The 21,510-nt window shown below is 60.4% G+C and carries 22 protein-coding genes and 1 tRNA gene; 18 read left to right on the top strand and 5 right to left on the bottom strand.

Annotation, left to right across the window (positions count from 1 at the left end; translation table 11 throughout):
- Positions 1-43 precede the first annotated feature (43 nt).
- Together ftsH and glmM are read left to right on the top strand one after the other, a co-directional pair.
- Positions 44-1,972, top strand: coding sequence for an ATP-dependent zinc metalloprotease FtsH (ftsH, locus tag KX729_RS08670; RefSeq protein WP_219742041.1), 1,929 nt, complete (start codon positions 44-46; stop codon positions 1,970-1,972).
- A 231-nt stretch (positions 1,973-2,203) separates the two neighbouring features.
- Entirely contained in the window at positions 2,204-3,556 is a 1,353-nt protein-coding gene (glmM, locus tag KX729_RS08665) for a phosphoglucosamine mutase (protein ID WP_219742040.1), read from the top strand.
- Positions 3,557-3,647: 91 nt separating this feature from the next.
- On the opposite strand, the gene KX729_RS08660 is transcribed toward glmM, so the two are convergent.
- Positions 3,648-3,806, bottom strand: coding sequence for a hypothetical protein (locus KX729_RS08660; RefSeq protein ID WP_219742039.1), 159 nt, complete (start codon positions 3,804-3,806; stop codon positions 3,648-3,650).
- 233 nt (positions 3,807-4,039) lie between these two features.
- Between KX729_RS08660 and KX729_RS08655 the strand changes: the two genes are divergently transcribed.
- The 5 genes from KX729_RS08655 (at position 4,040) to KX729_RS08635 (ending at position 10,553) form a co-directional block, all read left to right on the top strand.
- Positions 4,040-4,876 (top strand): outer membrane protein, encoded by an 837-nt coding sequence (locus tag KX729_RS08655; protein ID WP_219742038.1) that lies wholly within the window; start codon positions 4,040-4,042, stop codon positions 4,874-4,876.
- Between the two features lie 144 nt (positions 4,877-5,020).
- Positions 5,021-6,214 carry a GNAT family N-acetyltransferase gene (locus KX729_RS08650; protein WP_219742037.1) on the top strand — a complete coding sequence of 398 codons (1,194 nt, stop codon included), beginning with the start codon at positions 5,021-5,023 and terminating at the stop codon, positions 6,212-6,214.
- 151 nt (positions 6,215-6,365) lie between these two features.
- Positions 6,366-7,547, top strand: coding sequence for a phosphoserine transaminase (locus KX729_RS08645; protein ID WP_219742036.1), 1,182 nt, complete (start codon positions 6,366-6,368; stop codon positions 7,545-7,547).
- A gap of 77 nt (positions 7,548-7,624) precedes the next feature.
- Positions 7,625-9,220 (top strand): phosphoglycerate dehydrogenase, encoded by a 1,596-nt coding sequence (gene serA / locus KX729_RS08640; RefSeq protein WP_219742035.1) that lies wholly within the window; start codon positions 7,625-7,627, stop codon positions 9,218-9,220.
- 262 nt (positions 9,221-9,482) lie between these two features.
- Positions 9,483-10,553, top strand: coding sequence for a Tim44 domain-containing protein (locus KX729_RS08635; protein ID WP_219742034.1), 1,071 nt, complete (start codon positions 9,483-9,485; stop codon positions 10,551-10,553).
- Positions 10,554-10,571: 18 nt separating this feature from the next.
- Here the strand turns inward: KX729_RS08635 and KX729_RS08630 are convergent, their stop codons facing one another.
- Positions 10,572-10,991 (bottom strand): DUF1810 domain-containing protein, encoded by a 420-nt coding sequence (locus KX729_RS08630; protein WP_219742033.1) that lies wholly within the window; start codon positions 10,989-10,991, stop codon positions 10,572-10,574.
- A gap of 114 nt (positions 10,992-11,105) precedes the next feature.
- On the opposite strand from KX729_RS08630, the gene KX729_RS08625 reads away from it, so the two are divergent.
- The 4 genes from KX729_RS08625 to KX729_RS08615 all read left to right on the top strand — a co-directional run bounded on the left by KX729_RS08625 (position 11,106) and on the right by KX729_RS08615 (position 14,060).
- Complete coding sequence (locus KX729_RS08625; protein WP_219742032.1) at positions 11,106-12,224, top strand: mechanosensitive ion channel family protein; 1,119 nt, start codon at positions 11,106-11,108, stop codon at positions 12,222-12,224.
- Between the two features lie 114 nt (positions 12,225-12,338).
- Positions 12,339-12,464: a hypothetical protein gene (locus KX729_RS34245; protein ID WP_281423216.1), complete on the top strand. Its 126-nt coding sequence runs from the start codon at positions 12,339-12,341 to the stop codon at positions 12,462-12,464.
- A gap of 174 nt (positions 12,465-12,638) precedes the next feature.
- Positions 12,639-13,835 carry a tRNA 2-thiouridine(34) synthase MnmA gene (gene mnmA / locus KX729_RS08620; protein ID WP_219742031.1) on the top strand — a complete coding sequence of 399 codons (1,197 nt, stop codon included), beginning with the start codon at positions 12,639-12,641 and terminating at the stop codon, positions 13,833-13,835.
- Positions 13,836-13,983: 148 nt separating this feature from the next.
- Positions 13,984-14,060: transfer RNA gene (locus tag KX729_RS08615), tRNA-Met, on the top strand.
- A gap of 278 nt (positions 14,061-14,338) precedes the next feature.
- Here the strand turns inward: KX729_RS08615 and KX729_RS08610 are convergent.
- Entirely contained in the window at positions 14,339-15,229 is an 891-nt protein-coding gene (locus KX729_RS08610) for a LysR family transcriptional regulator (protein WP_219742030.1), read from the bottom strand.
- Positions 15,230-15,378: 149 nt separating this feature from the next.
- Between KX729_RS08610 and KX729_RS08605 the strand changes: the two genes are divergently transcribed.
- From KX729_RS08605 to KX729_RS08595, 3 genes are all read left to right on the top strand, one after another.
- Positions 15,379-15,705 (top strand): carboxymuconolactone decarboxylase family protein, encoded by a 327-nt coding sequence (locus tag KX729_RS08605; RefSeq protein WP_219742029.1) that lies wholly within the window; start codon positions 15,379-15,381, stop codon positions 15,703-15,705.
- Positions 15,706-15,758: 53 nt separating this feature from the next.
- The gene (locus KX729_RS08600; RefSeq protein ID WP_219742028.1) at positions 15,759-16,742 is read left to right on the top strand and encodes an aldo/keto reductase; all 984 of its coding nucleotides are present in this window, start codon (positions 15,759-15,761) and stop codon (positions 16,740-16,742) included.
- 428 nt (positions 16,743-17,170) lie between these two features.
- Positions 17,171-17,308, top strand: a complete 138-nt coding sequence (locus tag KX729_RS08595) for a hypothetical protein (RefSeq protein ID WP_219742027.1) — start codon at positions 17,171-17,173, stop codon at positions 17,306-17,308.
- 61 nt (positions 17,309-17,369) lie between these two features.
- Here KX729_RS08595 and KX729_RS08590 read toward each other — a convergent pair whose 3' ends face one another.
- The gene (locus KX729_RS08590) at positions 17,370-17,714 is read right to left on the bottom strand and encodes a PepSY domain-containing protein (RefSeq protein ID WP_219742026.1); all 345 of its coding nucleotides are present in this window, start codon (positions 17,712-17,714) and stop codon (positions 17,370-17,372) included.
- 212 nt (positions 17,715-17,926) lie between these two features.
- On the opposite strand from KX729_RS08590, the gene KX729_RS08585 reads away from it, so the two are divergent.
- From KX729_RS08585 to KX729_RS08570, 4 genes are all read left to right on the top strand, one after another.
- Positions 17,927-18,724 (top strand): undecaprenyl-diphosphate phosphatase, encoded by a 798-nt coding sequence (locus KX729_RS08585; RefSeq protein ID WP_219742025.1) that lies wholly within the window; start codon positions 17,927-17,929, stop codon positions 18,722-18,724.
- A 70-nt stretch (positions 18,725-18,794) separates the two neighbouring features.
- Complete coding sequence (locus KX729_RS08580) at positions 18,795-19,520, top strand: phosphatase PAP2 family protein (protein WP_312990621.1); 726 nt, start codon at positions 18,795-18,797, stop codon at positions 19,518-19,520.
- A 1-nt stretch (position 19,521) separates the two neighbouring features.
- On the top strand, positions 19,522-20,151 hold the full coding sequence (locus KX729_RS08575; RefSeq protein WP_219742024.1) for an ABC transporter ATP-binding protein: 630 nt from the start codon (positions 19,522-19,524) through the stop codon (positions 20,149-20,151).
- A complete protein-coding gene (locus KX729_RS08570; RefSeq protein WP_219742023.1) occupies positions 20,148-20,936 on the top strand; it encodes an ABC transporter permease in 789 nt (262 codons plus the stop codon). The genes KX729_RS08575 and KX729_RS08570 overlap by 4 nt, the downstream gene beginning before the upstream one ends.
- Positions 20,937-20,940: 4 nt before the next feature.
- Here the strand turns inward: KX729_RS08570 and KX729_RS08565 are convergent, their stop codons facing one another.
- Positions 20,941-21,510 (bottom strand): dual specificity protein phosphatase family protein, encoded by a 570-nt coding sequence (locus KX729_RS08565; RefSeq protein ID WP_219742022.1) that lies wholly within the window; start codon positions 21,508-21,510, stop codon positions 20,941-20,943.

Below are 21,510 nucleotides of genomic sequence, written 5' to 3'. Positions count from 1 at the left end.
GCGGTCGCCGTCAGAAGCTGATCGTCACAGTCCGGGGAGTTCAATGAACCCAAATTTTCGTAATATCGCCCTCTGGGTCGTCATAGCCCTCTTGCTGGTCGCTTTATTCAGCATGTTCCAGACGGCACCGACGCAGACAAGCTCGCGTGAGGTTCCCTATTCTCAGTTTCTGAAGGATGTGGATTCGGGGCGGGTTCGGGATGTCGTCGTCACGGGTAACCGCGTTCTCGGTACCTATACCGAAAGCGGCACCGGCTTTCAGACCTATTCTCCCGTCATCGACGATACGCTGATCGAGAAGCTGGCCGCCAAGAACGTCAACATTTCTGCCCGCCCGGAAACGGACGGGTCTTCCGGTTTTCTCTCCTATCTCGGCACGCTCCTGCCGATGCTGCTCATCCTCGGTGTCTGGCTGTTCTTCATGCGGCAGATGCAGGGCGGCTCGCGCGGCGCGATGGGTTTCGGCAAGTCCAAGGCCAAGCTTCTGACAGAAGCGCATGGCCGCGTGACTTTCGAAGACGTTGCCGGTGTCGACGAAGCCAAGCAGGATCTGGAAGAAATCGTCGAATTCCTGCGTGATCCCCAAAAATTCCAGCGTCTCGGTGGTCGTATTCCGCGCGGCGTGCTGCTCGTCGGTCCTCCGGGTACCGGTAAGACGCTGCTCGCCCGTTCCGTCGCCGGCGAAGCCAATGTACCGTTCTTCACGATTTCCGGTTCGGACTTCGTCGAAATGTTCGTCGGCGTCGGTGCATCCCGTGTGCGCGACATGTTCGAGCAGGCCAAGAAGAACGCGCCTTGCATCATCTTCATCGACGAAATCGACGCCGTCGGCCGTCATCGTGGCGCAGGCCTCGGCGGTGGTAACGACGAACGCGAGCAGACGCTCAACCAGCTGCTCGTCGAGATGGACGGTTTCGAAGCCAATGAAGGCATCATCCTGATCGCCGCGACCAACCGTCCGGATGTTCTCGACCCGGCACTGTTGCGTCCGGGCCGTTTCGACCGCCAGGTCGTCGTGCCGAACCCGGATATCGTCGGCCGCGAGCGCATCCTCAAGGTGCATGCCCGCAATGTTCCGCTGGCACCAAATGTCGATCTGAAGGTTCTGGCCCGTGGTACGCCTGGTTTCTCTGGTGCGGACCTGATGAACCTCGTCAACGAATCCGCTCTGATGGCTGCGCGCCGCAACAAGCGCCTCGTCACCATGCAGGAATTCGAAGACGCCAAGGACAAGATCATGATGGGCGCGGAACGCCGCTCGTCCGCTATGACCGAAGCCGAAAAGAAGCTTACGGCCTATCACGAAGCCGGCCACGCCATCACGGCGCTCAAGGTCGCGGTTGCCGATCCGTTGCACAAGGCGACGATCATTCCGCGCGGTCGTGCGCTCGGCATGGTCATGCAGCTGCCGGAAGGCGACCGCTATTCCATGAGCTACAAGTGGATGGTGTCGCGCCTGACGATCATGATGGGCGGCCGCGTTGCGGAAGAGCTGACCTTCGGCAAGGAAAACATCACCTCGGGTGCATCCTCGGATATCGAGCAGGCGACCAAGCTTGCCCGCGCCATGGTTACCCAGTGGGGCTTTTCCGACGTGCTCGGCCAGGTCGCTTATGGTGAAAACCAGCAGGAAGTCTTCCTCGGCCATTCCGTCTCGCAGTCGAAGAACGTTTCGGAAGCGACCGCTCAGAAGATCGACAACGAAGTGCGCCGCCTGATCGACGAGGCCTATACCGAAGCCCGCGCGATCCTGACCGACAATCACGACCAGTTCGTCGCGATTGCCGAAGGCCTGCTCGAATACGAGACGCTGACGGGCGACGAAATCAGGGCGCTGATCAAGGGTCAGAAGCCTGCGCGCGACCTCGGCGACGATGCGCCGCCGGCCCGCGGTTCGGCTGTTCCCTCGACTGGTTCCAAGAAGGACGAGCCGAAGGGTGGTGAAACCGGCCTCGAGCCGCAGCCTCACTGAGGACAGGTTCCTGGATTACACACCGTCGCGGAGCAATCTGCGGCGGTTTTTCTTTGGAACCCACTCGCGTGTTGGTAACGGGATATAAGCGATTTTTGCGCTAATTTATGTGCTTGCGCCCGCGAACTATGGCATGAGCCAAGCTTCCGGTTCGTGTGGCCGTCGAACATCATGCAGGTCCAATCCCTGCGAAAGCCGCGCCATGCAGGGTGCGATGACGAAGGAGCATTTATGACACGCCGCTATTTTGGCACGGACGGCATTCGCGGACAGTCCAACATCTTTCCGATGACGCCGGATCTGGCGATGCGCGTTGGCATTGCCGTCGGCACGATTTTCCGCAACGGCAGTCACCGCCACCGGGTGGTGATCGGCAAGGATACCCGTCTATCCGGCTATATGCTGGAAAATGCCATGGTGGCTGGCTTTACCGCCGCCGGCCTCGACGTCTTCCTGCTCGGCCCGATTCCGACGCCTGCCGTCGCAATGCTGACCCGTTCGCTGCGCGCGGATGTCGGTGTGATGATTTCCGCGTCCCATAACCCCTACGAAGACAACGGCATCAAGCTGTTCGGCCCGGATGGCTACAAGCTGTCCGACGAGCTGGAAATGCGCATCGAGGAACTGCTCGACAGCGACCTGCATGCCCAGCTTGCCAAGTCTGCCGATATCGGCCGGGCGAAACGTGTCGAAGGCGATATCTACCGCTATATCGAGCACGCAAAGCGCACACTGCCGCGCGACGTGACGCTGCAGGGCCTGCGGGTTGCGATCGATTGCGCCAATGGCGCCGCTTACAAGGTCGCTCCGCTGGCGCTCTGGGAGCTCGGCGCGGAAGTCGTGACGATCGGCAACGAACCGAACGGTACCAATATCAATCTCGATTGCGGCTCGACCAGCCCGGCCAACCTTCAGAAGAAGGTGCATGAAGTGCGTGCCGATATCGGCATCGCGCTCGATGGCGATGCCGACCGGGTGATCATCGTCGACGAGCGCGGCGAGATCGTCGATGGCGACCAGCTGATGGCGGTGATTGCTGAAAGCTGGGCGGAAGATCAGAAGCTGACAGGCGGCGGTATCGTTGCGACGGTCATGTCAAATCTCGGCCTGGAACGCTTCCTGAACGGCAAGGGGCTCGATCTTGCCCGCACCAAGGTCGGCGACCGATATGTCGTCGAGCATATGCGTAACCACGATTTTAACGTCGGCGGCGAACAGTCCGGCCATATCGTATTGTCGGATTTCGGCACGACCGGCGACGGCCTGGTGGCCGCTCTTCAGATTTTGGCCCGCGTGAAGCGTCTCGGCCGACCGGTCAGCGAAATCTGCCACCGGTTCGATCCGGTGCCGCAGCTCTTGAAGAACGTCCGTTTCTCGGGGGGCAAGCCGCTGGAGGAGGCCATCGTGCGTGAGGCGATCGCCGATGCGGAAGCCGAGCTTGCCTCCAAGGGGCGCCTCGTCATTCGCCCGTCCGGCACCGAGCCGCTGATCCGCGTCATGGCGGAAGGTGACGACCGCGCCCAGGTCGAACGTATCGTCGACGGCCTGGTCAATGTCATCGCCAATGCGCGCAGCGCTGCCTGATCGGAAGCAAGTGCCTAAAAAGATAAAGCCGGCGGAAACGCCGGCTTTTTGATTCGCGAAAGTTCTTTGGCCTGACCCGCAGAGGACGCCGTTACGGGCGCGGGGCTCCCGCCAAGGAGAAATACACGTAGGCCGCCAGGAAGAAAGCTACGATGCCGAGCGCAACCAGCAGCTTTTTCAACCACGGCGGCGTCTGCCGCGGAGGCTTCGGTTTTTGCGGGCGCTGAAATTTGATGACGTTGTCGGACATGCCGTCTTTCTTAGACCTCATCGATAGATTTGCCAATGCGACTGTTTAGAACCGATATCATGACTTTCAGCCGCATAATAAAGAGCGTCGGTTCAGCCTAAATTAGAGAAAACACCTGGTAAACAAGCATGGTTAAGCAGGGCTTAACCTTTCTCCGTCATGATTCATTGCGGATCAACCCGATGGCTGTGCGCTTGCCTGCCATATGCGAGACGAGCTTTGGAGATGAAGCCATGAAGAAGTTTCTGACCAGCGCCTTTGCGCTGGCGTTGACGGTAAGCGCCGCCAATTCCGCCGACCTTTACCAGCCGCAGCCGGAACCGCTCCAGGACGCGCCGGAAGTGACCGTGCAGGAAGCCACCGGCTGGTATCTGCGTGGCGATGTCGGCTACTCGTTCAAGAAGTCCCGCGGCACCGAATTCTGGCAGGGCACCTCGACCCCGGGCGTTGCTCAGGCCGATTTCACCCGCTCCTCGCTGCGTGACGGCTTCACGCTCGGCGGCGGCGTCGGTTATCAGATCAACAGCTATCTGCGCAGCGACGTCACGTTCGATTATTTCACGCGCTCGAAGTTCCGCGGCGGCACCAGCGGCGTCTGCGCCGGCGGCATCGCCTGCACCTCGAACGACAGCTCCAACATGAACGCCTATTCGCTGCTGGCGAACGTCTATGTCGATCTCGGCACCTACGGTTACTTCACGCCTTATCTCGGCGGTGGTATCGGCGGTACCTACGTGAAGTGGAACAAGCTGCGTAACACGATCTGCGACGATCCGTCCGTCCCGGGCTGCTACTCGACAGAACACGGCGGCAAGGGTGGCTGGCGCTTTACCGCAGCCCTCATGGCCGGCGCGTCGATCGACATTACCTGCAACCTCAAGGCCGATGTCGGTTACCGCTTCCGTTACGTGGATGGTGGCGACATGTTCGGCTACGCAGCCGGCGGCGGCCCAGGCCGCGACAAGGGCTTCTACAGCCACGAAGCACGCGTCGGCGCTCGCTACATGTTCGGCGGTTGCGATGCACCGGTTGCCTACGAGCCCCCGCCGCAGCCGATCGTCTACAAGTAATTCTTTCAATATCTTGCGAAAGCCGCCCATCGGGCGGCTTTTTGCGTTTGGTCAAGTTTTAAGCGTTAACGATGTATTAAGAATTCAATTCAGGTTGCCCGTCCCGGTTGCTATGGTCGGCTGTAATCAGTCGGAGACGTTGGCATGGTGCCGGCATTCCAAATTGCGATATTCGATAGACTCGAAAACGTTTCGAGCGACTGGCCGCGCGCTGCGCAGGCCGAAAACGGCGCGCGTTTCCACGCCTTTCAGACCGTTACCTTCCTGACCGCCTGGACCAACAGTTTCGGCCGCTCCGGGCGGCGCAGCCTGCATTTCGTCGAAGTGCGCGACAGGGCAGGGCGTCCGGTCATGTTCGTGCCGCTCTGCATCACCCGTCGCACCGGCGCCGCCATCCTGACCTTCATCGACAACGACGCGGCCGATTACAACGCGCCGATCCTGTTTCCGGTCGGTTTCGAGTGGACGCGCAACGTGATGGAAGGGCTGTGGCGTCAGATCGCCTCGAAGCTGCCACCCTATGACGTGCTGGAACTCGACAAGATGCCGGCGGATATCGACGGCCTCGTCAACCCGCTGGCGCTTCTGAGCAACGGCGCGCATGCGATCTCCTGCCACGGAACCGACCTGCGGCGCCCGTGGAGCGAGGTCGATGCGGCCTATCCGAACCGCCGCACGGTGCTGCGAGGCGCCCGGCTCCTGAACGACAAGGCGCCGCTGGAATTCTGCGTGGCGCGCCGGCGTGACGAGATGGATGAGGCGGTGGCGACGATGCTGCGCCAGAAGCAACAGCGATTCGAGCAGACGCGCGTACCGGGTTTCGAAACCGACCGCGACAAATACGACTTCTTCAACGAAGGGACCTATCTCTTCGCGGAGGAAGGAATGGTCGTGCTGTTTTACCTGAAGGCCGGCGACCGCATCTTGGCGACCAACTGGGGCCTTGTTGCGGGCAGGCGCTTCCACGGCATCATGACCTCCTTCGAAGGCGGTGACTGGGCGAAGTTTTCGCCGGGTAGCATCCTCAATTATCGCGTCGTCGAATGGCTGCATCGCGAAGGTTTCGAATGGCATGACCTTGGCGTCGGCGACGAGGCCTGGAAGCTCAAGGCCGCGCGGGCGTTCGAACTGACCCGCCGCCGCTCGGCCGCAACCGTGCAGGGCTGGATCTATCTCCAGCGTCGTACCGCAATGATGCGGCTGAGGGCGACTCAGATCTGGCAGAAGGTCCGGCCACTTAAATGGATGATCCTGCGCCGCCTGCGGCAGGGCACTCTGGCTCTATTTGGCCTCGATATTTTATTCGACGTGATTTTTACAATCGCGGCAACGGCTTAGCGCGCAATTTTCGCAATGCCCGGCCGCCCGTTGCGGCAAAAATCTATCCGGTAGCGACATCGGCCGCTTGACTGCGAAAACCGACAGGCATATCCACAGCGGCGGGACACTCCTCCCCAACGAGGAGCCAATTACCTGGAAGGGTATACATATGGCCGATGCCGCCGCAAAGCCGGACCTCCGTCCGAGCAATACTCATTTTTCTTCTGGCCCTTGCTCGAAGCGCCCCGGTTGGTCGCTCGAAGCGCTTTCCGATGCCCCGCTCGGTCGTTCGCACCGCGCCAAGGTCGGCAAGGCAAAGCTCAAGCAGGCCATTGATCTCACTCGCGAAATTCTGAACGTGCCGGCGGATTACCGCATCGGCATCGTGCCGGCTTCCGATACCGGTGCCGTCGAGATGGCGCTCTGGTCGCTGCTCGGCGAGCGCGGCGTCGACATGGTCGCCTGGGAAAGCTTCGGCGCCGGCTGGGTCACCGACGTCGTCAAGCAGCTGAAGCTCAAGGACGTGCGCAAGATTGAAGCCGGTTACGGCGAACTTCCGGATCTTTCCACGGTGGATTTCGACCGTGACGTGGTCTTCACCTGGAACGGCACCACTTCGGGCGTTCGCGTTCCGAACGGCGACTTCATTCCGGCAGACCGTAAGGGCCTGACGATCTGCGACGCCACCTCGTCGGCATTTGCGCAGGACATGGATTTCTCCAAGCTCGACGTCGTCACCTTCTCCTGGCAGAAGGTTCTGGGCGGCGAGGGTGGCCACGGCATGCTGATCCTCAGCCCGCGTGCCGTCGAGCGCCTGCTGTCCTACCAACCGGCCTGGCCGCTGCCGAAGATTTTCCGTCTGACCTCGGGCGGCAAGCTGATCGAAGGCATCTTCACCGGCGAGACGATCAACACGCCGTCGATGCTCTGCGTCGAGGATTATATCGATGCGCTTCTCTGGGCAAAGCAGCTCGGCGGTCTCAAGGGCCTGATGGCCCGCGCCGATGCCAATGCCAAGGTGATCTTCGATTTCGTCGAAGCGAACGACTGGATCGCCAACCTGGCCGTCGAGCCGGCAACGCGTTCCAACACTTCCGTTTGCCTGAAGATCGCCGACGCTGACGTCGCCGCACTTAACGCCGACGCCCAGGAAGCCTTCGCCAAGGGCGTTGTCGCCATCCTCGAAAAGGAAGGCGTCGCCTTCGATATCGGCGCTTACCGTGACGCTCCGTCCGGCCTGCGCATCTGGGCTGGCGCGACGATCGACGAAGCCGACATGAAGGCCCTGATGCCCTGGTTGACCTATGCGTTCAACACGCAGAAGGCCGGGCTCGCCAAGGCCGCCGCGTAACGATCGCGTATCGGCTCCGCTTCGGCGAAGCCCATTCTCTATTCCAGTTCAGAACCCCTTATCAGGAGCCCGCATCCATGGCACCTCGCGTTCTCGTATCCGACGAACTTTCGGAAACCGCCGTCCAGATTTTTCGCGATCGCGGCGTTGAAGTCGATTTCCAGCCGAAGCTCGGCAAGGACAAGGACAAGCTTGCCGAGATCATCGGCAATTATGATGGCCTCGCCATCCGTTCCGCTACCAAGGCGACGGAAAAGCTGATCGCTGCCGCGACCAACCTCAAGGTCATCGGTCGCGCCGGTATCGGCGTCGACAATGTTGACATCCCGGCCGCCTCGCGCCGTGGTATCATCGTTATGAACACGCCGTTCGGCAACTCGATCACTACAGCCGAGCATGCCATCGCGTTGATGTTTGCCGTTGCCCGCCAGCTGCCGCAGGCCGACGCCTCGACGCAGGCCGGCAAGTGGGAAAAGTCGAAGTTCATGGGTGTCGAAATCACTGGCAAGACGCTCGGCGTCATCGGTGCCGGCAATATCGGCGGTATCGTCTGCCGCAAGGCGATCGGCATCGGCATGCATGTCATCGCCTATGATCCCTTCCTGTCCGCCGAACGCGCCCAGGAAATGGGCGTCGAGAAGGTCGAGCTGGACGATCTGCTCGCCCGTGCCGACTTCATCACCCTGCACGTGCCGATGACCGACAAGACGCGCGGCATTCTTGGTGCCGAAAACCTCGCCAAGACCAAGAAGGGCGTTCGTATCATCAACTGCGCCCGCGGCGGTCTGGTCGATGAGGCAGCCCTTGCCGAAGCCATCAAGTCCGGCCATGTCGCGGGCGCCGGCTTCGACGTCTTCGAAGTCGAGCCCGCCACCGAAAGCCCGCTCTTCGGCCTGGAAAACGTCGTCTGCACGCCGCATCTCGGCGCTTCCACCACGGAAGCCCAGGAAAATGTCGCCCTGCAGGTCGCCGAACAGATGTCGGACTACCTCGTCAAGGGTGCGGTTTCCAACGCCATCAACATGCCGTCGATCACCGCTGAAGAAGCGCCGATCCTGAAGCCGTTCATTCGTCTTGCGGACGTGCTCGGCGCTTTCGTCGGTCAGGTCACCGAAGATGCGATCAAGGAAATCGAGATCCTGTATGACGGCTCGACTGCCGGCATGAACACCAAAGCGCTGACCAGCGCGGCTCTCGCCGGCCTGATCCGTTCGCAGGTTGCCGACGTCAACATGGTCTCGGCGCCGATCATGATCAAGGAAAAGGGCATTATCCTGTCCGAGGTCAAGCGCGACAAGTCGGGCATCTTCGACGGGTACATCAAGCTCACCGTCAAGACCGATACGATGACTCGCTCGGTTGCCGGCACGGTATTTTCGGACGGCAAGCCGCGCTTCATCCAGATCAAGGGTATCAACCTTGACGCCGATGTCGGCGCCAACATGGTCTATATCGCCAACACCGACGTTCCCGGCATGATCGGTTTCATCGGCACGACGCTCGGCAATGCCGGCGTCAACATCGCCAACTTCCATCTCGGCCGTGACAAGGAAGGCGGCGACGCGATCGCCCTGCTTTACGTCGATGGTCGCGTGCCGGACGATGTGCTTGCCAAGCTGACGGCAAACTCGGCGATCCGCCAGGCAAAGCCGCTGGCGTTCAACGTCGATTGAGGCTGGGGAGTTTTCCTCCACAGAAGCTATTCCTTCCAAGCAAAAAGCCCGGCACCCTGTGCCGGGCTTTTTGTTTATCCGGCTCCCTGCGACCTTTTGCGCGATCAACTTTCGTTCAGGTTGTATTTCTGGCTATTGGCTCCCGTTTCAAACTCCATTATCTACTTCGGCGGGAAATAATGACGGCGCCACTAAAATTGTCACCCGGCCGTCGCTATATAAATCGGGAACCCCGCGCTCATGCGGGCAAGAGGAGAAAGTTATGTTATCCAAACTTCGGCGCTTCAAGCAGCTGTTCGCGGTCGCTGCGATCGGGATGGCGGTTTCCTTGTCCGCCGTTGATTTTGCGGAAGCACGGCGCGCCAGCGGCGGCGGTTTCGGCAGCCGTGGCACGCGCACCTATTCCGCGCCGGCCACCACGAACACCGCGCCTTCGGCGCCGACTGGCATCAACCGCTCGATGACACCCAATACCCAGCAGAACGCTACAAACCCCGCAGCGGGCGCTACGCAGCCTGCCCAGCCTAGCCGCGGCCTGTTTGGTGGCATGGCCGGTGGTCTTCTCGGCGGTCTGGCACTCGGCGGCCTTCTCGGCATGATGATGGGTAATGGTTTTGGCGGCATGGCCGGCATGCTTGGCATGCTGCTGCAGATCGCCCTGATCGCCGGTCTCGCCATGTTGGCCTTCCGCTTCTTCGCGCGCCGCCAGCAACAGGCGAGCGGCGGTGCGGCCGGTGGCTCAAATACCGGCTTTGGCCGACAGAACAACGCCTATGAGGCGCCGCATCAGAACCAGCAGTCCGGTGGCGGCTTCCAGATCCCGAAGATCGGCTCGCAGGGCAATCATGGTGGTTTCGGAAGCGGCTTTGGCGGTTTGGGTGGCGGCAATGCGCCGGCACCGCGCCAGGCAGGCCCGGAAACCGACGAGATCGGCATTACCAACCGTGACCTCGGCCATTTCGAGAAGCTGCTGACCGATGTCCAGAGCGCCTACTCGGCCGAAGACTATGCGAAGCTTCGCAACCTCACCACGCCGGAAGCCATGTCCTATCTGGCGGAAGAGCTTGGCGAGAACGCCACGAACGGCCTGAAGAACGAAGTTCAGGACGTGAAGCTGCTGCAGGGTGATCTTGCCGAATCCTGGCGCGAAAACGGTCAGGACTATGCGACGGTGGCGATGCGTTATTCCAGCGTCGACTACATGAAGGACCGCAATACAGGCGCAGTTGCGGAAGGCGATCCGAATTCGGTCACCGAGACGGTCGAAGTATGGACCTTCGTCCGCAAGCCAGCCAATGACTGGAAGCTCTCGGCAATCCAGGCGGCTGCGTAAAGCAGCCTGCCCGAAGAGCTAACGGCCCAGCAGCGCGACGGTCTTTTCGTCGCGCTCACCATGATAGAACTGTTCGAGGGCTCGTCCGAAAGGCGAGCCCTTTTCGCTGACCGCTTCAAATAGCGTCATCGAGCTTTTGAATTTCATGTCGTCCGGAGAGCCGAGAATGGCATGCGCCGTAAGGTCGCCATGGGCGAGCATCGCCTCGGTGCATTCGACAAGGCGGGAACCAAGCAGCGGATTGTCGAGATAGGCTTTCGCCTCACCCTTGGAACCGATCGCGAAGCGCTGCGACATGATCGAGAAGCCGAGGCCGGCGATCTGCGGGAAGATGTACCACATCCAGTGGGAGCGCTTCTTGCCGGCTTTCAGTTCGCCGATCACCTGCGCATAGACAGGGGCTTGCGCATCGACGAAGCGCATCAGATCGAATTCCATATTCACCGTCCTTCGCCCTGTTTGCTTCGTTCACCCCACGCCATGAAGCCTCTCAATCATGAAATTTTTACGGCCGGGGTTTTCCATGCTGCATTGCACCCTAGCTGACGGGGCATGGAACAGTTCATTCAGGAATTCAGAAACGACACCGCCTGGCTGCCGGGCTGGCTGGTCAGCATGGGCGTGCTTGCCGCCGCATTTTTGATCGGGCTCGCTATCCAGCGCTTCGGATTCCGGTTTCTGACGCGACTTGTCGAGAACAAGGATCTGTTCTGGCGTTCGCTGGTATCGCGCACCCGCCGGCCGATGCGGCTGGCGATTCTCACCTGGACGCTTTCCTTCGGCGCGACGATCGCGCCACTGACGGAGACACAGGCTGACGTCATCCGCCATCTCCTGCTGCTTTGCTTCATCATCGTCGTCGGCTGGATGGCGAAGATCGCTCTGCATGTGTGGATGATCGTTTATCTCCGCCGCTTCAAGCTCGATGCGGAAGACAATCTGTTGGCGCGGGCGCATGTCACCCAGTCGCGGATCGCCGAGCGGATCGCAAGCTCGATGATCGTGGCGATCACCATCGCCGCCATGCTGATGACCTTTCCGGCCGTGCAGCAATATGGCGTCAGCCTGCTCGCCTCGGCCGGGGTCGCGGGCATCGTGCTTGGCCTTGCGCTGCAGCCGGTGCTGAAGAACATCTTTGCCGGCATTCAGCTCGCCATCACCCAGCCCATCCGCATCGACGACGCGCTGATCGTCGAAGGGGAGTGGGGCAATGTTGAGGAGATCACATCGACCTATGTGGTGGTGAAGCTATGGGACTGGCGGCGGATGATCCTGCCGCTCAGCTATTTCATCGAAAACCCGTTCCAGAACTGGACGCGGGAAAGCTCGGCGCTGATCGGCACGGTGATGATCTATCTCGATTATTCCGTGCCGGTCGCCGTGGTGCGCCGAAAGGTCGAGGAGATCGCGGCGGCCTCCAAGCTCTGGGACAAGCGGGTGGTCGCGGTGCAGGTGACGGATTTCAAGGAAAACGTCATGGAAATCCGCATCCTGGTTTCCGCCTCCAACGCGCCCAAGACCTTCGATCTGCGCTGCGAGATGCGTGAAAAGATCATCGACTTCATCCAGCGGGACTATCCCGAAAGCTTGCCCCGGGTGCGGGCGGAAGGGCCTGCCAATGCCAATGGTGCTGTCGTGGCGCAGACCGTGCGGCAAGCTTCGCTATCTTGAGCTGCGGAGCGTGTTTGTTTCGCGTTATATGCTTTTTAGTTAATACGAATTCACAATTGCGGTGACCGTGATGCTCCGGTTATGTGTCATATTGATACGTATAGCCGAGACACCATGATTCAAAACCCCGAAAATCTCATTCCGTTGATGGTGTTCTTCATTGCGATCTACTGGTTTTTTCGCTGGGTGGTGTATGACATGAACCGCCCGGCAGGCGAGGGGCGTCGTACGCAGATCTGATTCTGCCAAAGATCGCGACCGTGCCGCTCCTTGCGCAGGTCCCAAATCCTTTCTATATCCGGTGCAGAATAGCCCTTCCGGCGGACGATCCCGCGTCGGGCCTGGAGATTTTCGTTTTTGTGCCCGATGGAATTATCAATCAGGGCCGGGCGACGAGATGTTAGAGAGAGTTCCGTGAATAGCTTGGATTTTGACAAGAGGCCGGAAGACACACGTGTTGTCGTTGCCATGTCGGGGGGAGTGGACTCCTCCGTCGTTGCAGGCCTGCTCAAACGCCAGGGCTATGATGTGCTCGGCATCACGCTGCAGCTCTATGACCACGGCGCTGCCGTGCATCGCGCCGGTTCGTGCTGTGCGGGCCAGGATATTGACGACGCGCGCCGGGTTTCCGAAACGCTTGGCATTCCGCACTACGTCCTCGATTATGAAAAGCGTTTCCGCGAAACGGTGATCAATCCGTTTGCCGAGGCCTATGCGATGGGCGAAACGCCGGTCCCCTGCGTCGCCTGCAACCAGACGGTCAAGTTCGCCGATCTTCTGGCCACCGCGCAGGATCTCGGTGCGGATGTGCTGGCGACCGGTCATTATATTCGTTCGTCCGCCAATCCGAGCCCGGATAACCCGAGCCGCCGCGCGCTGTTTCGCCCGATCGATGCCGACCGCGACCAGAGCTGGTTCCTGTTTGCCACGACGCAGGAGCAGATCGATTACCTGCGCTTCCCGCTCGGCAGCATGTCGAAGGCGGAGGTGCGGGCGCTTGCGGAGGAGATGGGCCTCGTTGTTGCCAAGAAGGCCGACAGCCAGGACATCTGTTTCGTGCCGCAGGGCAAATATGCCGACATCATCAACAAGGTGAAGCCGAATGCGGCGCTGGCCGGCGATATCGTCCATATGGACGGCCGCGTGCTCGGCCGCCACGAGGGCATCGTCCATTACACGATCGGCCAGCGTAAGGGCCTCGGTGTCGCGACCGGCGAGCCGCTTTACGTCGTTTATCTCGATGCGCGTTCGCGCCGGGTGATTGTCGGCCCGAAGGAGGCGCTGGACACCCACCGCGTTTACCTGCGCGACATGAACTGGATCGGCGACCGGGCGTTGGCGGAAGATGCCAAGCAAGGCTTTGCCTGTTTCGCCAAGGTGCGCTCGACGCGCCCGCCGACCCCGGCGACAGTGCATTGCGACGAAAACGGCGTTTATGTCGATCTGGCGATCGGCGAGGCGGGCGTGGCGCCCGGCCAGGCCTGCGTGCTTTATTCCGCCGAAGGCGCCGATGCCCGTGTCTACGGCGGCGGCTTCATCGATCGTTCGGAACGCGCACCGGCCGCGGAAGCTTCTCTGAAGGCTCTGCTTTCCACGCCCGTCGCGGCCTGAACTAAAGACCTACGGCGGCCTGAAGAGTGGCTTGAACAATTGCCGCCGGATTTTGCCAAAAGCCTGCTTGACACTTTGGTGACGGGCGACTTATAAGCCGCACGACCGATGCGGACGGAGCCTTTCAGGCCTTCTTCCGGTCCCCTGTGGCGGGGTAGCTCAGTTGGTGAGAGCGCGGGATTCATAACCCCGAGGTCGGCAGTTCAATTCTGCCTCCCGCTACCATTCAGTCTTTCCGAAATATGTTATTCCCACCAGCAGTAGGTTTGGAACGCGTGGCTTGCGGTTCCATGCACGTCTTCGCTTGTCTTTCTTCCAGCTATGTAGCCGCTGCTCATGCACTTGCATCCCGCGGGCTGTGCTTTTCCGCGATAAGAGCTACCGCCATCCAGAGGAGAGCCAGCCGTGGCGGTTAGCCTGCTGTGCCGGATAGGCTGATGCAAGTCCTTCGTCCAGCACCTGGAGGCGTACGGCGGGCTCTACCTCGGCACAGCTTGGATATCTTAGCGTCTGTAGCGAAGTGCATCGATCAGAATGGAAAATGCGGCGCTCTGGTGCCGGCGGCTGGGATAATAGAGGTGATATCCAGAAAACGGTTCGCACCAGTCATCGAGGACGCGAACCAGCTTGCCGCTTTGTAGATGCTCTCTCACCGCGTCCTCCGGCAGATAGGCAAGCCCGAGGCCGGCAAGTGCGGCGGTCAGCGAAGCGGCGGCCGTGCCGACCACAAGCTGGCCGTCGACGCGGACACGCAGGTCATGGCCATTCTTTTCGAATTCCCATGCATAAAGCCCGCCGTAAGTGGGGAGGCGCAGATTGATGCAGCAGTGCGCGGTCAGATCCTGCGGAGCTTTTGGCGGCTTGTACACGGCGAAATATTCCGGCGAGCCAACCACCGCCATGCGCAAATCGGGGCCGATCGGCACGGCAATCATGTCTTGAGCGACCATCTCTCCCGGCCTCACGCCGGCATCGATGCCGCTGGCGACGATATCCGTCAGTCCATAGTCGATGATGATCTCGACACGGATGTCCGGATAGTCCGGCAAAACTTTTTGAAGCGTTGGCCACAAAGCGGCGGCGGCAGCGCTCTCGGTCGTCGAGATGCGGACGGTTCCCGAAGGCTTGGCGCCGAAAGTATGCAACGCTGACAGCTCGGTCTCGATTTCCTCCAAACGCGGCCCGATCGTACGCAGAAGGTGTTCGCCGGCTTCGGTGGGTTTGACGCTTCGCGTCGTGCGGGTGAGCAGGCGTACGCCCAATCGATCCTCAAGGTTGCGAATGGTTTGGCTCAGCCGCGACTGCGAAAGACCGAGCTGAGCGGCGGCGCGCGTGAAACTGCGTTCGCGTGCGACAACCATGAAGGCGGTCAGGTCGTTCAGATGATCACGCATTCATTCGTATTCCCAATAAGTACATGCAGAATTTAGGTGATTATCCGGCATGATCAAATGCTTATTTTGATCATGCTCGACAGCGAGAGAGGGAAATTCCCGTCCAGATCGGCTCCGCCGTGCGGCAGCTTGTCCAAGAAAGAAATGCCATGAACACTGAACCCACGAACGCCCGAAAATCGTTCGGCGATATCGCACCGCATCTTGCCGAACTCACCGACAGGGTCCTGTTCGGGGACGTATGGGAGAATGACGCGTTTTCACCACGAGACCGCAGTCTTGTCACCATCACCAGCCTGATTGCACTTTATCGCATCAACGAGATGCCGTTCCACTTGAAGCTGGCGCTGGAGAACGGCGTCACGCGTGACGAGATTATCGGCGTCATCACCCACCTGGCTTTCTACGCCGGATGGCCGCCGGCCATGACGGCGCTGCAGATTGCACGCAAGGTTTTCGACGAAAACCCTGCCTAAAAGATCCAGGACTGAATTCTGGCCTAATAGCTTGAGCACTGAGGAGAAATGGAATGCAGAAACGCAAACTCGGACGGGGTCTTGAGGTGTCGGCGCTGTCGTTGGGCGCAATGGGCTACGGCAAGGCGCGTGAACTTCCCGATCGGGCGGAAATGATCGCTTTATTGCGCACGGCGGTCGATCGCGGGATGGATTTCTTCGATACTGCTGAAGTTTACGGGCCACTCACCAATGAGGTGATGGTTGGGGAGGCGTTGGCGCCGGTGCGCGGCAAGGTGAAAATCGCGACCAAGTTCGGATGGGATATCGATCGAGATACCGGTGTTCACCATGGCGGCGTCAACAGCAAGCCCGATCATATCCGCAAAGCCGTTGAAGGAAGCCTCAAGCGCTTGAAGGTCGACACAATCGACCTCCTTTACCAGCATCGCGTCGATCCCGAGGTGCCCATGGAAGACGTCGCCGGAACGGTCAGGGACCTAATCGTGGAGGGCAAGGTCCGTTGGTTCGGTCTTTCCGAGGCCGGTGCAGCTTCGATCCGGCGTGCTCACGCGGTGCAGCCGGTGGCCGCGCTCCAGAGCGAATATTCGCTTTGGACACGCGAGCCTGAAGCCGAGATCCTTCCCGTACTTGAGGAACTGGGCATCGGTCTGGTTCCCTTCAGCCCGCTCGGCAAAGGCTTCTTGACCGGCAAGATCGATGCTGGAACCCAGCTCGATCCATCAGATATGCGCAACAGCATTCCGCGCTTTGCGACCGACGCCCGCGAGGCAAACCAACGTTTGGTTGACCTGATAAGACATATCGGCGCAAAGCACGGTGCCACGCCGGCCCAGGTCTCTCTCGCTTGGCTGCTGGCACAGAAGCCATGGATTGTGCCGCTGTTCGGCACGCGCAAGCTGGAGCGTTTTGATGAGAACGTCGGCGCGTTGAAGGTGACGCTGACCCAACAAGATCTGGACGAGATCCAGGCTGCCAATATCAAAGTTCAAGGCGCGCGTTATCCGGACGAACATCTGCGCCGCGTCGGGCTGTGACGAGCCTGCGCCGAGAGCTCGGGAGCCCCAAACGGGGCTCCACATAAGCGGACGGAGCACCGCGGTCGCGCGGGCAGTGACCGCAATCATTGGCCCGACATTATTCTCGCAACGGCTGAAGGACTTATGGTCTAGAGACGGGCGCGATCATGTGAGGCTATATGCGTCTACCAGCCTTTTCGCAGCATTCACGTGGCCTGACTGGAGCGCTCGATAGCGGCCTAGTTCACGCCTGCAGAAGACGGCTCAACTTCCCTTTCGGCTCAAGAATGCGAACCATTCCCCTCATTCGATCATGCCGGCTTTCTTTACCAAACCGTATTCTCCACGCAAGTCGAGTGTAAACGGGATGCCCTAGCTTGGTTCATCGCCGAAGGACGAAGACAGCATTCGTCGCTCGGAAGGCAATGTTTCCAGAGGGGATTCCCATGCGAATGATCGTCGTCGCTGCCGTGTTCAACGTGATCCTGCTCATTGGCTTCATTGCCCTGGCGCTTCCGATCGGCGTCACGTCGCAAGCGTGTGGCCCTGTCGTCGCGGACAAAGCCGGATATTGCCACCATTGATCGCTCGCCACTGCCGGCAATCGTGAAGGCCCCGCGAGCGGGGCCTTCGTGTTTGGGACGATTATTCGGTATCGTTTCCGTCCTGTCCGTTCTCAGCCGTCACCTTGGCCATGCCTGTCTGACCGTCGACCGACACGGTCTGGGACCCAGAAGCCGACATCAGTTCGATTTCGAAAGTTGGAGCGGTCTGCTCGTTGTCGAGTGCGGCATTCACGGCCTTGCCGCCGAATTTCTGCTCGGCCGCGGATATCGCTTCGCTGAGCGAGACCTTGGCGCCACCGAGTTTGGCGAATTCGGCCGCATCGTCCTGTCCATCATTGCCCTGCGCCGCCGACGCGGCACCTGCGCCGATCAGTCCGATCACCAGGATCGCCATGAATGCGGTGTGGAAAGCATTGTTGGTCATGTTCAGTCTCCCGTTGTTTCGGCCCGCCATTGGACCGCCATAACGGTGCCGCGCTCACATCAGCCTGGTCTGTCCATGCGCTTACCATTCCGTAAGCGGTCGTTCGCATTTCGCGTTTCTTACGAAACCGTAAGTTTGCGGAAAGGTGGCGGCGATTTTTCGGGCCTACGGGTTGGTCGACTTGGTCGCATGTTACCCGGACAGGATAATAAATGCCGGACTACCTGATTGCATTTCTGCTCGGTGTCGTCGAAGGCCTCACCGAATTCATTCCCGTCTCGTCGACCGGGCATCTTATTCTTCTGGGACATTTTCTGGGGTTAGAATCCGCCGGAACGTTCGACGTGCTGATCCAGCTGGGCGCGATCCTCGCCATTCTTCTCGTCTATTTCCAACGACTCGTCGAAATTGCGATGGCGCTTCCCCGGGATCGGCGGGCGCGGCATTTCGTTCTGTCCGTGCTGTTCGCATTTCTGCCTGCAGCCGTCATCGGCGCCCTTGCGCATGATTTCATCAAATCGGTGCTGTTCGAGACGCCGATGCTCATATGCATCGTGCTGGTCCTGGGCGGCATCGTTCTACTCGTCGTGGACAAGCTGGAATTCAAGCCCCGTTATCACGATGTCATGGACATTTCCTGGCCGGCGGCGATCGGCATCGGGTTCTGCCAATGCCTGGCGATGATCCCGGGAACGTCGCGCTCCGGTGCCACGATCGTCGGTGCGCTGCTTCTGGGCGCCGACAAGCGCTCGGCAGCGGAATTCTCCTTCTTTCTGGCCATGCCGACCATGGTCGGGGCCTTCACGCTGGATCTCTACAAGAGCCGCAACGATCTCAGCCTGGATCAGGGCGTGCTGATCGCCATCGGGTTTGTGACGTCCTTCGTCACCGCGCTGTTCGTTGTGCGCCGGCTTCTCGCCTTCGTGTCGCAGCGCGGATATTCGCCATTCGGCTGGTGGCGCATCGCCGTCGGGCTGCTCGGTGCCGTCCTGCTTCTGACGGTCGGGTGACCGTGCGGTTCGGGCTCATGTCAGATGCCGAACCGATAACCTCCATTCCACCGCCGTCTCAGGAGCATTCGTGCGTCAAATTCTTGTGTCGATGACGGCATTCTGGTCGCGGGTTCGTTCGCAGGGACCTACCGGCCCGGCCATGGTCATCCTCGCATCCGGCGCGGGGTTCGTCTTCCTGTGGCTCGCCCGCGAATTGCTGGAAGGTGACACTTTCGCCCTCGACCGGTCCATCCTGCTTTCCTTGCGCAGGGCGGGTGATCTGTCCGTTCCTATCGGGCCTTCCTGGCTGACCCATGTGATCACCGATATCACCAGCCTGGGCGGCACCACCGTCCTCAGCCTGGTCACCATCGTTTCCGTGACCTATCTTCTGATGACCGGGCGCAGATCGACGGCATTGCTGCTGCTCGCCTCGGTGATCGGCGGCTGGGCATTGAGCAGCGGCCTGAAGATCGGGATCGGTCGTCCGCGGCCGGATATCGTGCCGCACCTGATCGAGGTCGGCGATCTCAGCTTCCCGAGTGGCCATGCGATGGTTTCGGCCGCGACCTACCTGGCGCTCGGATCGATCCTGTCCGGATTGCAGACGGGCCGAGCCGAAAAAGTCTTCGTTCTTGCGGTGGCCGTGGTTCTGACGGTCGCCATCGGCCTCAGCCGGGTCTATCTCGGCGTTCACTATCCGTCGGATGTCGTGGGAGGATGGTGCGGAGGAGCAGCATGGGCCATTCTCTGCCAGCTGGTCGCGCGCCGCTCCGGTCTTGCCAAGGGCGAGGTTTCCCGGCACGAGACTTGATATGAGCAAGACCAGTATCGACAGACAGCCTCATCTCTCGGGCTCAGTTGAAGTCCTCACCGCGCGCTTTCCCGCTTCGGACAAGGTCGAAGCCATCGAGTTCGAACTGCAAGGCGGCACCTGCACGGTTCTCACCGGCCCGTCGGGCATTGGGAAAACCACGCTTTTGCGCCAGATCGCCGACCTCGATATGCATGGCGGCGAGGTGTTTCTGGGTTCGGTTTCCCAAGCGCAGATTCCCGCTCCCGCCTGGCGGCGCAACGTCATGTATCTTGCCTCCGAAACGGGCTGGTGGGCGCCGCAGGTGCGGGATCATTTCGCGGTCACGGATGAGGTCCTGGCGATGATGCAGAAATTCGGCATGAAGCCGGAGAAGCTGGACATGTTGCCGGGCCAGCTTTCGTCCGGGGAGCGTCAGCGCATGGCTTTGATCCGGGCGCTTTCATACAGCCCCAAATTTCTTCTGCTGGATGAACCGACTTCGGCGCTCGACCACGAGAGCGTCCTGAAGGTCGAGGAGGTATTGACGGAAACGAAACGGGCGGGCTGCGGCATGCTGATCGTCAGTCATGACGCCGCGCAGGTCGAACGGCTCGCCGATGCGCATATCGTGATGCGGGCGCGCTCATGACCATCGTATTGACCCCGCTGGAGCTCGGACTGGCTGTCGCTCTCGTCGTGCTTTCGGCGAGCCTGTCGCTTTTCCTGTCGCTCGGCTTCCATCGGAACCTGTTATGGGCGGCGGTCAGGATGATCGTGCAATTGCTGCTGGTCGGTGTCCTGTTGCGGTTCGTGTTCCAGCAGAATTCCGCCTGGCTGACGATCCTGATCTTCCTGGCGATGGTGACTGCCGCAGCCTACGAAGTCGGAGCGCGGCAGCCGCATCGCCTGAGGGGCCGTTGGCAATTCCTGATCAGCGGAGTGTCCGTTTCCTTCTCGACCATGGTCGTTTCGGCTTTCGCGCTCCTGACCGTGCTCGGTTCGCGAGACTGGCTCGAACCGGCGCATGCCTTGCCGATCGCCGGCATCATCCTCGGTACGGCGATGAACTCGGCGAGCATTGCGCTCAATGCTCTTTTGTCGAACATCAACAATGAGCGCGTGCCGATCGAAGCGCAGCTTGCCTTGGGAGCTACGCGGCTTGCGGCACTCTCGCCGCTGATGAAGCGGGCGATCCGGGCCGGCATCATTCCGGTCATGAACCAGATGGTGGGTGCCGGCATCATCACCATGCCAGGCATCATGAGCGGGCAGATCCTTGCCGGCCAGGACCCGCTGGAAGCCGCCAAATATCAGATATTTCTGATGCTTCTGCTGGCGGCAAGCGGCACGGCCAGCGTCATCGCCGCCGTTTACCTGACTGCGCTACGCTTCACGGACAAACGCCACAGGCTTCGGTTCGACCGGATCGTCTGATCGCTTAGCCGCCAGTCGTCCGTGCGAGGGTCGCTTCCAGCTTCTCCCAGCTTTCGTCCATGGGATAGGCGGCTGAAAGATAGGGAATTCCGAAGTGGCCGTAACGGATCGAGAGCTGTTTCTCGGCGTCTTTCGCATCGATGCCGGTGATCTGGTTGAGATAGATCGCCGAGACGAGCCCGGTGCGGTCCGAGCCGGACTGGCAATGAACGAGGATCGGCTTCGGCAGGTCGCGCATGAGGTTGGTGAGCTGGGCCATCTCTTCGACGCTCAACTCCCGCGAGGCGGACATGCGGAAATCGACATGCGTGAGGCCAAGCTCGGCGGCCTTGGCGACCTCATCGCCATACCAGGCCGCATTACTGTTTTCGCCACGCAGATTGACGATCGACCTGATCCCGTAATCCTTGGCATAGGATGCGATCTGCGCGGCACTCGGCTGGTTCGAACGATAAAGCTCGCCGGCGATCACTTCATGGAAGTTGCCCGTCAACTGCAGGATGCCGAGATAGGCTCCGAACGACAGGCCGCCGATCAGCAGGCCAAGACCGGTTCGTTTCAACAATATCTTCAT

It is taken from the genome of Neorhizobium populisoli (genome assembly GCF_019430945.1).
Lineage (GTDB): Bacteria > Pseudomonadota > Alphaproteobacteria > Rhizobiales > Rhizobiaceae > Neorhizobium > Neorhizobium populisoli.
The sequence above is the reverse complement of the archived record's forward strand: the minus strand, read 5'-3'. Positions and strand labels throughout refer to the sequence as shown.